The organism is Acinetobacter sp. 40AMC3-4 (assembly GCF_049898185.1).
Taxonomy (GTDB): domain Bacteria; phylum Pseudomonadota; class Gammaproteobacteria; order Pseudomonadales; family Moraxellaceae; genus Acinetobacter.
Genome location: NZ_JAFCXG010000017.1, coordinates 1 through 12,283, shown reverse-complemented (window position 1 = coordinate 12,283; position 12,283 = coordinate 1). Strand labels below are relative to the sequence as shown.

At 41.8% G+C, this 12,283-nt stretch carries 9 protein-coding genes and 4 pseudogenes; 9 read left to right on the top strand and 4 right to left on the bottom strand.

Annotation, left to right across the window (positions count from 1 at the left end):
- Window positions 1-72: 72 nt before the first annotated feature.
- From ACP7BU_RS14155 to ACP7BU_RS14145, 3 genes and pseudogenes are all read right to left on the bottom strand, one after another.
- Window positions 73-783, bottom strand: coding sequence for a hypothetical protein (locus ACP7BU_RS14155; RefSeq protein ID WP_005105917.1), 711 nt, complete (start codon window positions 781-783; stop codon window positions 73-75).
- Window positions 784-849: 66 nt separating this feature from the next.
- The gene (bioB, locus tag ACP7BU_RS14150; protein WP_005093784.1) at window positions 850-1,839 is read right to left on the bottom strand and encodes a biotin synthase BioB; all 990 of its coding nucleotides are present in this window, start codon (window positions 1,837-1,839) and stop codon (window positions 850-852) included.
- A gap of 148 nt (window positions 1,840-1,987) precedes the next feature.
- Window positions 1,988-2,596: pseudogene (locus tag ACP7BU_RS14145) on the bottom strand (IS982 family transposase); the annotation flags it as partial.
- On the opposite strand from ACP7BU_RS14145, the pseudogene ACP7BU_RS14140 reads away from it, so the two are divergent.
- The 8 genes and pseudogenes from ACP7BU_RS14140 to mdh all read left to right on the top strand — a co-directional run.
- Window positions 2,585-3,115: pseudogene (locus ACP7BU_RS14140) on the top strand (TolC family protein); the annotation flags it as partial. The pseudogenes ACP7BU_RS14145 and ACP7BU_RS14140 sit on opposite strands and share 12 nt — an antisense overlap.
- Window positions 3,105-3,515 (top strand): annotated as a pseudogene (locus ACP7BU_RS14135) (transposase); the annotation flags it as partial. The pseudogenes ACP7BU_RS14140 and ACP7BU_RS14135, both read left to right, overlap by 11 nt.
- A gap of 306 nt (window positions 3,516-3,821) precedes the next feature.
- Window positions 3,822-5,978 (top strand): TonB-dependent siderophore receptor, encoded by a 2,157-nt coding sequence (locus tag ACP7BU_RS14130; RefSeq protein WP_425880150.1) that lies wholly within the window; start codon window positions 3,822-3,824, stop codon window positions 5,976-5,978.
- Between the two features lie 71 nt (window positions 5,979-6,049).
- Window positions 6,050-6,661: a DUF4198 domain-containing protein gene (locus ACP7BU_RS14125; RefSeq protein WP_004647798.1), complete on the top strand. Its 612-nt coding sequence runs from the start codon at window positions 6,050-6,052 to the stop codon at window positions 6,659-6,661.
- A gap of 42 nt (window positions 6,662-6,703) precedes the next feature.
- A complete protein-coding gene (locus ACP7BU_RS14120; RefSeq protein ID WP_004647796.1) occupies window positions 6,704-6,985 on the top strand; it encodes a hypothetical protein in 282 nt (93 codons plus the stop codon).
- Between the two features lie 3 nt (window positions 6,986-6,988).
- Complete coding sequence (locus tag ACP7BU_RS14115; protein ID WP_425880149.1) at window positions 6,989-8,548, top strand: PepSY-associated TM helix domain-containing protein; 1,560 nt, start codon at window positions 6,989-6,991, stop codon at window positions 8,546-8,548.
- Complete coding sequence (locus ACP7BU_RS14110; protein WP_005105930.1) at window positions 8,545-8,817, top strand: hypothetical protein; 273 nt, start codon at window positions 8,545-8,547, stop codon at window positions 8,815-8,817. Before ACP7BU_RS14115 ends, ACP7BU_RS14110 begins: the two co-directional genes overlap by 4 nt.
- Before the next feature lie 255 nt (window positions 8,818-9,072).
- On the top strand, window positions 9,073-10,245 hold the full coding sequence (mdh, locus tag ACP7BU_RS14105; RefSeq protein ID WP_425880148.1) for an iron-dependent methanol dehydrogenase: 1,173 nt from the start codon (window positions 9,073-9,075) through the stop codon (window positions 10,243-10,245).
- A 505-nt stretch (window positions 10,246-10,750) separates the two neighbouring features.
- Here the strand turns inward: mdh and ACP7BU_RS14100 are convergent.
- Complete coding sequence (locus ACP7BU_RS14100) at window positions 10,751-11,932, bottom strand: helix-turn-helix domain-containing protein (protein WP_004647792.1); 1,182 nt, start codon at window positions 11,930-11,932, stop codon at window positions 10,751-10,753.
- A 203-nt stretch (window positions 11,933-12,135) separates the two neighbouring features.
- Here ACP7BU_RS14100 and ACP7BU_RS14095 point away from each other — a divergent pair.
- A pseudogene (locus ACP7BU_RS14095) lies at window positions 12,136-12,283 on the top strand (aldehyde dehydrogenase); the annotation flags it as partial.

The following is a 12,283-nucleotide window of genomic DNA, read 5'->3' as shown; positions in this document are numbered from 1 at the left end:
ATTAAAACTAAAACTGATCTTAGCGCGTTAAATCTGAAAATGAAACGTCAAGAGCTACCAATCTCTTTTTGCTTAAGCCAGATCGGCTAAAAATTTTAAAATTGGCTCAACGAGTAACTTGGCATCAAAAAGGATGGCATCGTGCGTGCCCTGTATTTTTACCAAATTCAGATTTTGGGTTGTTAAAAACACAGATTCTTGACTAACTTTGTAAGGAACCAACATATCATTCTCGGAAAATATAAATAGCATCTTGACTGAATGATTTTTTAAGATATCCACTAGATTTAATTGCTGCAATAGATAAAGATGCTTAACCTGATAGTTTAAATCAATACTATTTAACTGTTGGTGCAATAATTTTGCACGTTCACGCGCTGCTGCGCCAGCTAAAGTGACCAAGGTACAGAAGCGCTGCATCCCGCGTTTTGGATCAGCCAGTATGGAGGATTTAAATTGTGTATATTGTTCAACTGGCATTGCATGTGGCCATGCTTCGTTGGCCACGAAACAGGGATTTGACATACAGCAAATCACTGGCTTGGCAATTTTCAATTGTTGCTGGATTTCATTAGCCAGCAAAAGTGCCAACTGTCCACCCAAAGACCACCCCATCAAGACATCAAACGAACTCGCCTGCCTGACTTTTTCGGCCAAAAGACTTTCTACGTTAGGATCGAAAATATCCCATACTTTAACTTGATGCTGCTGCCGCAACTGTTCTACAAACGGGGTTAAGACCGCTGTTCCTAGCCCCCAACCCGTAATCATCAGTATCTTCATTTTGTCTGTTCCAATAAAAAAGGGACCAATTCAAGTTGAAATGATCCCTGTTTGTTACACGATTAATTAAGCAGGTTGCATCGCATCTACAGCCAATTCTTTAGCTGTTTTCTTGGCAGCTTCAGCTTTTAAGCCTAATTTAGCAAACAAGGCTTTGTCTTTACCTTCACCACTGTTCGGGGCAGTAAGCAATTTATCACCTGAAAATAATGAGTTAGCTCCAGCCATAAATGCCAGTGCCTGATCAGAGTCAGAGAGAGATTCACGACCTGCCGACAAGCGGATATAACTCTTCGGCATAATAATCCGTGCTACCGCAATAGTACGAATCCAGTCAATCACATCCAGTTTTTCAACATCGGCCAGTGGTGTGCCTTCAATAGGAACCAACATATTTATGGGCACCGAACCCGGGTGAATCGGCATAGTCGCTAGTTCAAATAACAAACCGACTCGGTCTTGTACGCCTTCGCCCAAGCCGACAATACCGCCACTACAGACATTAATTCCGGCATCACGTACATGATCAAGCGTATTTAAGCGGTCATCAAAGCTACGTGTACTGATGACATTGGCATAATATTCACGTGAGGTATCAAGGTTGTGGTTGTAATAATCTAGCCCTGCATCTTTCAGACGTTCCGCTTGTGAGGCATTCAGCATTCCTAGAGTCATACAGGTTTCCATGCCCAGTTTCTTGACTTCCTGCACCAATTCCAGCACATACGGCATATCGCGTTCATGCGGGTTACGCCATGCTGCGCCCATGCAAAAACGGGTCGAACCGGAAGCTTTGGCCTGTTTGGCTTCAGCAATCGCCTTTTGTACTTCTACGCGTTTTTCAATTTCCAGATCAGTATCATAATGTGCAGATTGCGAACAGTATTTACAATCTTCCGGACAACGGCCCGTTTTAATTGAAAGTAGAGTACTAACCTGAACAGTATTCGGTTCAAAGTTTTGGCGATGAATTTGCTGTGCCTGAAACAGTAAATCCATTAAAGGCAAGTCATAAATTTCTTGTATTTCGGCACGTGACCAATCATTACGGATCATCTTGTCTGCATCATCTAAAATTCCATTGAGTAAATCATACGCTGTTTTTTTTATTTTTCTTTAACGTTTTCTTTCATATTCATTGCCTGCTTAAAATAGCTTTAGTGTATCAAGCTATTTTTGAAAGCTTATTTAACCCGAATCCTGCTTAAGCCGATGATTCCTTAATTTGAATTGTTGGCTTATTTCGATGGGTTAATTTATATGCACATAGTGAGGCGTAAATTCCACGCAGAAATCCATGAAGACTACGTGCTTTACTCGTCACTAAATTGTATTGCCCCTTCAATAAGCCGAATAATATTTCTATTTTATTGCGTTGTCTTAAGTGATATTTATCTGATGCACAGAGTTGAATAGCCTGCATATTCTTCCGATGATAAGTAATTAAATCAATACCTTGATCTTTCAATCTAATTTTTAATTCTTGGCTGATGTAACCTCGATCCCCGTAAAGTTTTGCTTCTATACCAGCAACCAATTGCTCAACCATTTTTATATTAGCAACATGTCCATTCGATAAGGCAGAACAGGCAATTTCACCAAATTGATTCATCGCAATACGTAATTTACAGCCATAAAACCAGCCCATTGAGCTTCTACCATGTGATGCAATTTGGATTAATGATTTATGACGCTAAATACGTTGATTTTTACAAATTGGCAGAGTTGTTGAATCAATCCATAAATATTGTGTACCTTGGCCTTTCATCAGTGCCACATGTAAAGCATGTAGAGCTAATTCATGCATACCCAATTGGCTCAAGCCAATGTGAAAGCCCAGCAAGCGGCAAAAAAACCGAATGTTTTTGCTTTTGGCGAATATAGTCTGGATCAAAATGAAAACTGGATTGTCGGAGTTGCCGCACGCTATAACCTGTTTTCCGGGATCGATAAAAACAAGAATATTCAGGCTGCCGAACTCAAACGCTCTGCTACAGAATTACTCACTGCACGCACCCAGCAAGAAATTGAAAATCTGATTTATAAATCTTATAGCGAAGCACTAAGTGCACAGCAAAGTGATGCACTTCTGGCACAAAACTTGAAAGCCGCACAGGAAAATTTACGCATCCAAGAATTGTCTTTTAAAGAAGATATGGGCACCGCCACACAGGTCATCGATGCACAAAATATGCTGAGCGGACTACGAGCTGAAACTGCCTTGAATGCCTACAAATATGTGATGTCACTGGCCACCCTATTACAAAGCCATGGCTCGATTACAGAATTTCCGAACTACATTCAACATACCAATACCCACTATAGATGCTAAAACTCTTCAAATACGAGCAGTTCAGCTCACAACGAATAATGTGAGTGATTCACGAATCCTTGGGGAGTTACTTGATCAAATTCCGTTGGATGAACAGATTGATTCAGTTTATACAGACGAGGCTTATAACACCAAGCAATGCCGTCAAGTCATTGCAGACCGGTAAGCATATACGGTAGTTCCCTCCAGAAAAAATGCAAAGCCTTAGAAAACTACAAAAGTTCATTCGCAAGAGCGAAATGAATTACTTCGAACCGTTAAATGTTTAGGCAGGACACTATGGAAGAAATGGTCAGGCTATCATCGGCGAAGTTTGGTCAAAACCAAAATGTATTGCATTAAATTATTAGGCGATAAATTAACGGAATTAGGTCGACCTCATACCCAAGTTGTCACTTGAATTCGAGTAACTTAGAAAAGATCTATCTCTGAAGCCTTTATGCAACAAAGTCACTCCAGATTGAGGATTTGAAAATTTATAGTGCAGTATATAAACAAATTGGTTCAGGAGCACAAAAGTAAGGTAATAACATCTTTTTTTAACAGTGATATTTTATTGTTCCCTATTCCTTACATTAAACTTTTATTTGTAGATTTACCTATCATTAACTCATTTTTCATTTGGATTTCCTATTATATTGAGATTGCTTTAAGAGATATTAAACAATAACATTAGTGATAATTATTATCATTTAAATTAACTAAAATGTCTTCTACCGTTCCTTCATCATTTAAACTATCTTTACTCAGTTTTTCGATTTTGGTTACACAACAAAGTTTTGCCGATGATACTCAGCAATTACCGACGATTACCGTTACAGCGGAATCAGAACAGAGTGAGCTCAGCTCTGAACAGAGTAAAGCCTATATCATCCAAAACTCGTCAACCGCCTCAAAACTGAATATTCCACTTAAGGAAACGCCGCAAACAGTCAATGTCCTTACCCGCCAGCAACTGGATGACTTTGCCTTGGATAATACCCGGGACGTACTGCGCAATACCCCTGGCATTATCGTCAGCAATCAGGAAACGGAACGGACCTCCTACCTTGCCCGAGGTTTCGAGATTTCAAATGTTTTAGTCGATGGCATTGGTATTCCACTCGAAGGCTATAATTATAATAATGATAATCCAGACAGTTTTTTGTTTGACCGTGTAGAAGTGGTCAAAGGCGCGAATGCCTTAAATAATGGAATTGGCGATCCTGGTGCAACCATTAACATGATTCGCAAACGCCCTACTCAGGAACTTCAGGCAGCCTTGAATGCCAGTTACGGTTCATGGAATACGCAGCGCTATGAAGTAGATGTATCCTCTCCTCTCACCCAGGATGGAAAAGTCAGAGGTCGTGTATTTGGCTATCAACAAACAGGCGACAGTTATCTGGATCGTTATGAACTGGAAAAAAACGGCATAGGTGCTGTTGTGGAGGCAGATATTACTGACACAACTCTATTGACTGCTGGCTATACCGAAACCAATCACAAGCCGAATGGTGTCAATTGGGGTTCTAATCCACTGATCAATACTGAAGGCGAGCAGCTCAGTTACTCACGGAATTATAATTACAGCCCAAGCTGGACCTATTGGGATAGCAATATTAAAAGTTACTTTGCTGAGCTGGAACAAAAACTGGGTGGGGACTGGACAGCCAAACTGACCTATGATGAAAAACGCACTCAACGCGATTCAAAGCTCTTGTTTCTGTCCGGCAAACCTGACGCAAATGGCACTTCAGGCATCTTCCTCTACCCAGGCATGTATATTGATGACAATAAAGAACAACAAGCCAGCCTGAGTTTTAGCGGCACCTATCCGCTTTGGGGACAACGCCATGAAGCCTCATTGGGCTATGTTTGGGCTAAAAATCGTCTGGATGAATTGGGTTACGGAGGTAATTTTGCTCAGCCACTTACCACAGATTTAGCCAGTTTTAGCCCAGAAGAACCGAGCTGGGATCTATCGAAAACCAGTGGGGAAATGCATATCCGGCAGAAGAACCAGAGCCTTTATGCTGCGACCCGACTGCATCTGAATGATGATCTGAAACTGCTTTTAGGTGCGAACTATGTTCAGGCTGAAAGCAGTGGTGGCAGTTATGGGACCGACACCATTTATGATGAAGATAAAGTTTTACCCTATGCCGGTTTGACCTATAACTTTAGCCCTGAATATACAGGTTACCTGAGTTATACCTCGATTTTCCGTCCGCAAACCACCAAAGCAGATGATGGCAGCATTAACAAGCCGATCGAAGGTGAAAGCTATGAAGTCGGAGTAAAAGGTTCTTGGCTAGATGACAAGCTTACCGCCACCATGGCCGTGTTTAGAACGGAGCAAAGTAATTATCCGCTTCGTGATTCTGATGGTATTCCGACTTTACGCACAACTCAGGTTAGTGACTTGCGTTCCCAAGGCTACGAGTTCGGCTTGGCGGGACAACTGAGCGACCATTTAAACTTAAGCTTTGGTTATACCCAGTTTAGCCTGAAAGATCTGATCAATGGCGGTGATGCGCGTACCTTCAATCCAACCCAGTCTTTTAATCTTTTAACTACCTATCAGGTGCCGCAACTTCCAAAACTGAAACTGGGCCTTGGTGTGCAGTGGCAAGATCAGACCTATCTAGATGTGCCTGAAGCAACCGCCAATGGAGTGATTACTCAGAAAGCTGGAATCATTGAGCAGGATGCTTATGCGCTCGTGAACTTAATGGCCAGCTATGAGCTGAATGAGCATATGACCTTGCAAGCCAATGGTAATAACCTGACCAATGAAAAATATCTGTTCAATTTCCCGAATCAGCAAGGTTTTTATGGTGCACCAGCAAATTACAGCGTTGCTGTGAAATTTAAATACTGATTTTCAAACTTAGCCTTGACGACATGTTCAGGGCTAAATCATCACTACATACACAAAAACAGGTAAAACAAATGAAAAAAATGATCGCTCTGACTCTCGGACTGTCTATGACACTTTCAGCTCAGGCGCATATGCTTTGGCTAGAACGTGGCACAAATCAGCAGACTCATGCGTTCTTTGGTGAATATAGTGAACAGCTCAAAGAAACGCAGCAAGGTGCCTTGAAGTCTTTCAATCAGGCAAAGGCCGTTCAGGCCAAAAAAACATTTAGTCCTCAAATGCAACAGGATCATTTGCTCTATGCAACCCAAGGCCAGACCGATGTCCAGCTCACTCATGAATTGATCTATGGAGAATCATTGCTGAGCTATCATGCCAAATCCGGCAGACAAAACTTGAAAGCAGAGTCCGAACTGGATATTGTCCCGACCCAGATCAACAGCAATACATTTACGGTACTGTATCAGGGTAAAGCTGCTGCGGATGTTGAAGTCACAGTCTTTTCCCCGCAATTTTGGCTAAAAAAATACACCACCAACGGCCAAGGCCAGATTACGATCGCCACGCCATGGAAAGGTCAATATGTCATTGAAGTTGGCAAAGAAGCAGACAAGGCCGGAAAATTGAATCAGCAGGCCTATAAAAAACAGTATCTGGTAACGACTTTAAGTTTTGTTTATTAAGTTTTTAGATTTTCATCAGCATAGATTTATTCAAGGCCAAATATGATGTCTGTTGTAGTGCAGCCACTCGCCATTTTCTATCGCTTAGGCATGAGCTTTGGGATGGGCTACTTGTGCAGTTATTTGATCGCACTCGATCTGGCTTACTTTCTACAGGCTTTTCTGCCCAAAGCAGAATCCGTCTATTTGGCCGCCGTTATTGCCCTGATTTTTTATGTCTGTTTTGTGATTGGCATCTTCTGTATCCAGAGTTTAAAAAAGCTTTCGGTCTATAGCCTGCTTCCTTTCCTTAGCTTATTTACCATCTCCCGCTTCATAGGTTAAACCATGCATAAATCTGTCCGTCAATCCATGGCATGGCTACATTCATGGTTAGGTTTAAGTTTTGGCTGGCTGCTCTTCGCGATCTTTTTAACAGGCGCGGTCACCTATTACCGGCATGAAATCAGTATATGGATGCAGCCTGAATTTGCCTCAATACAAGTCAATCAGGAAACTGCCTTAAAATCTGCTTACAGCTATTTACAGCAGCATGCACCGGACGCCCAAAACTGGTATATCGGAGTCGCCAATCAAGATTCACCTGTGAATAAAGTCTACTGGCAAAAAGCGGATGGTGGCTATGAAGTCAAAACCCTGGATGCTTCGACAGGAAAAGAATTAAACCTCTCGGCCACCCAAGGGGGAGATTTTTTCTATAATTTTCATTTTCAGCTCTATGGTATGCCCTACACCATTGGTCGTCTCATTGTGACGATTGCTGCCTTTATCATGTTACTGACTCTAATTTCAGGAATCATTACCCATAAAAAAATCCTGACAGACTTTTTTACCCTAAGAGCCTTTAAAGGACAGCGCTCTTATCTGGATTTTCATAATGTTAGTTCAGTGATTGCCCTGCCGTTCTTTTTGACCATGACATTTACCGGGCTGGCGATTTTCTTTTATATCGTACTGCCTTCCGGCATGAAAAAACTCTATCCAGACAATCCCTTTCAGTATTTTGAAGAAATTCGCACAGTCAATGTATTGGCCAACTCTGTGGTTCCGGTGAAAACCGAGATGCTGCCAATTCAACATTTTATTAGCACGGCGCAGCAACACTGGGGACATGCGGAATTTGACAATATCACGGTCAAGCAGCCCAATACCCAGCTGGCACACATAACCTTAACACAGCTCAAAGATCATTCCATTACCCGAAATCAGTCACAGCTCATTTTAAATGCTGCTACCGGAAAATTGCTTGAAAATACACGCAATGAAAGTGCAATTGCCACACTCAATGCCGGCATGTATGGTTTGCATATGGCACGTTTTGCTGAACCTGCTTTACGTTTAGGATTGTTTTTCTCTGGCATATTGGGCTGCGCCATGATTGCCTCCGGTCTGCTGCTGTGGAATCTGAAACGCCAGATTCAGAAAAAATCAGCGCGGTTTCATCTCGGACATTATTTGGTGAACCGCTTGAATATCACCATGATACTTGGCTTGCCGATTGCCATGCTGGCTTATCTCTATGCGAATCGTTTTATCAGCATCCCTGTAGGTGCACCAAATTATGAGATTTATAGTTTTTTCAGTATTTGGCTCGGCAGTTTCATTCTGGCATGTTTAACACCGCAGCAATATTTATGGAAAATTCAGCTTAAAATCCTGATTGTTACTGCTTTTATGCTGCCGCTGATCAATATTTATTATCTCATTTTCCATGATTATATTGATTCTTTTACAACTTACTGGCCATTTCTGCGAATCGATCTGATGTTGTGGAGCTTGGCACTGCTTGCCCTCTTTTTACACCAGAAAATTACGCCCATTCAGCAAAAGGCGGTCAATAAAATTCAGGCCAAACTAAAATCTGCGCAGCAGGAGTCTTCCACATGATATGGATCGCAGTAACCGTTCTTTTATGGCTAAGCTGCTTTGCCTTTTATGCGGTAAGTGCAAAGCAGATCCTAAAAACCCGAAAATCTCGTTACGCTTTTTTAGCTAATTTTCCTACGCACACTAAATTCACTGCGGGTATTTTCTTATTCGTCGCGATGTTTTTATTACGTACCCAGTTTAGCTCCAGTATTAGCTTTGTGGCTTTATGGGTATTTCTAAGCCCTGTACTGTTTATCTTTATCTTAAAAATGAATAAAGCATTTTAGTATTTATTTAAAATCAGAAAGTAGTAAACAGCCTAGTGCGCTACTTACATGCCCTCTATTGAACCAATCTACTCAGTATCTGCTAAACCTTGCCAACCTACTTTTAAATATTTCAGATTCATTATTTTGGCTAGAATCAAAAATTTAAATTGGTAGGTATTTGGTAGGTAGGATTCTTTTTAACTTCATCCAATACTCATATTACGGTGAGGGTCACCGATAAAATAATCAATGAATGGTAGAAGGAATCACGCCATGGCTTTTAAAAATATTTCAGATCAAACTAACGGTTTTTATATTCCCTGTGTTTCACTTTTTGGTCCGGGCTGTGCTAAAGAAATCGGGATAAAAGCACAAAATTTAGGTGCCAAGAAAGCGCTGATTGTAACTGATGCGGGGCTGTTTAAATTTGGTGTTGCAGATGATATTGCAAATTATTTGAAAGAGGCGGGTGTTGACAGTTATATTTTCCCAGGCGCGGAACCCAATCCAACTGATATTAACGTGCATCATGGAGTTACAGCTTATAATGAAAATGCCTGTGATTTTATTGTATCGTTAGGTGGGGGTTCATCACATGACTGTGCCAAAGGCATTGGCCTAGTCACTGCAGGTGGCGGACATATCCGTGATTATGAAGGGATTGATAAAAGTACCGTCCCGATGACACCACTGATTGCAATCAATACTACGGCAGGGACAGCTTCGGAGATGACACGTTTCTGTATCATTACCAATACCGATACCCATGTGAAAATGGCGATTGTAGATTGGCGTTGTACACCACTCATTGCGATTGATGACCCTAAACTTATGTTGGCCAAACCTGCAGGGCTGACTGCGGCAACAGGTATGGATGCCTTGACGCATGCAGTAGAAGCCTATGTGTCTACAGCAGCAAATCCAATCACTGATGCCTGTGCAGAAAAGGCGATTACCATGATCAGCGAATGGCTTAGCCCGGCAGTGGCGAATGGGGATAATCTGGAAGCACGGGATGCCATGAGCTATGCCCAATATCTTGCCGGAATGGCCTTTAACAACGCCTCTTTAGGATATGTGCATGCGATGGCACATCAGCTCGGAGGCTTCTACAACTTGCCGCATGGTGTTTGTAATGCAATTCTGCTCCCCCATGTTTGTGAATTTAACCTGATTGCTTGTCCTGAACGTTATGCCAAAATTGCCCAATTGATGGGGGTGAATACAGAAGGCTTAACCGTAACTGAAGCAGCTTATGAAGCGATTGGCGCCATTCGTCAGCTTTCGGCTTCAATTGGTATTCCATCTGGGCTGACGGAATTGAATGTAAAAGAAGCTGACTTGGCCATCATGGCGGAAAATGCACAAAAAGATGCCTGCATGTTGACCAATCCACGTAAAGCCAACCATGCCCAAGTGGTAGATATTTTTAAAGCGGCGATGTAGTACCTCAATGTAAGTATTCTCTCCAAGTATCTGACTTACATTTTTAACAGCCCCTGTTTCACTTCCTGAGGAAGTGTGCCAAGAGCAGACATGCATTTTCCTGTTCCTGGCTGATCCTTTTGCCTTCATAAGAGGATAAAAGCGGGGGGTGTTTCTTTTTTATGAAGTCCCCTTCATTATTAATATCGACATTAATCCCATGGTAGAAAAATGCCACTATTTTTTTAGCCCGTTCTAGCCATAAATAAAATTTCATAGCGTATTATCTTACGATTATATTTGATCCCTGAGGAATAAACTGCGCGTCCTTCAAATGACATGAAGGTGAGCGTAGCTGATATCAAGCATCTAGGCAAACAGCAAACTGGGTAGCCACTGATAAAAATTTTAGGATCAGGTTCAGTCTAAATTAATAAGTAAACTCACAGTAAGCAAGGATAATACTTAATATTCCAGAATATTCCTATTTTAACTGTTTAGCTTTGTACCGACAGTTACATCAGCTTTAAAGATTTTTATATTTTAACAGAGTCTGATGAACGGGATGGTTTTTGGGCATCAGTTCAATCAGGCGTTCTACAGCATCAATCGCTTCAGGAAAATGTGCCACATGTTTCAGCAAGACATCGGTTTCATTAGCCTTGAAAATGGCATCGCTCAGGCGTGATTCCAGACAATCTCTCCAAGCGCATAGAAATGGACTTTCTGTTTTGGCCAGAAATACGCCGGTACATAATTTCAAGGCTGAATCGATATACCCAGCATCTAAAGATTGCTCTGTCATTAAAAAATCAGCCTCTACATGCGCCAATAAACGATAGGGTCTGGAACCCAGCATACCACCTAATAAATCGCGTAATTGTGACATTTCTGCTTTTAAAGTACCCATACTGACCTTGCGCTCGCCATATAAGGCTTGATGCAATGTATCTAGACTCAGACCCTGCGGACATAAGGCTAGAATGGTCAGAATTTCAATCTGTCGAGGAGTCAGAACCAGCATCTTGCCATTAAACAGCACTTGAGGTACTGAAAAAGCTCGAATAAACAGGCGCTGCTTCTGGCATTCTAGTAGAGCCGACTGGATGATCGTAGCACAGCGCTCCGCAGCTAGTAGTGCTAAACTGTTATGCTTTGGCCAGGTAGTCGACAGATCAATGACACCTAAGACCTGTTTTGAATAGGGATCAATAATCGGGGCAGCGTAACAAACCCAATCATGAATGGAGGACATGTAATGTTCACTGGAAAAGACACAGCTGGATTGTTGAGTTTTTAAGGATAATGCCAATGCATTGGTTCCGACTAGCTCTTCGCGCCATTGCCCACCTTCAATAAAATGTACACTTTCTGCGGCACTTTGCATTTGTGGGCTAGAAGCTGCCCAAATGATGGTGCTGCCGATATCTCCGACCGCCAGCACCATAGAAGATTGCTCGGCAATATGTTTTAAATCCTGAGCACAATGTTGCAGGGCTTGGGCTAAAGTTGAGGAAGAAGTGGTCTTTTTTAAATCCGTCAGCGGTGCTGCTAAACGATTCTTCGGGATTTCAGCCGAGGATGAACGTTGCCAGGAGCTGGCAATACTCTGTCCCAGCTGTTCTGCATGTAAGGGAGACAAACTGCTGTTTTGCCGAAGCTGATCAGTATTGTGCCTTTTTTCCATCAAATCTTGTTTTGTCATCATTCCTTATTCTCACAACAATTCATGATTTACATCCATTGTAATCTTTATTCTTTTAAGACAGATCGAAAAGAGTGTAAACCTGCTTGACTCCAACCTTTCTCCAACCTTATACCAGTTATGTTAATCAAATAGCGTACATAAGTACCTTATACCAAAGCTGTAGAAGCAGTTTGGTCACACGAAAATAAGCAAAGGAAATACATATGCGTTACGTCGATCCTAATCAACCTGATTCAAAAGTTCATTTTAAAGCACAATACGATAATTTCATTGGCGGCGAATGGGTCGCTCCAGTCAAAGGTGAATACTTTGACAATATCTCTCCGGTAGATGGCAAAGTCTTTACCAAAG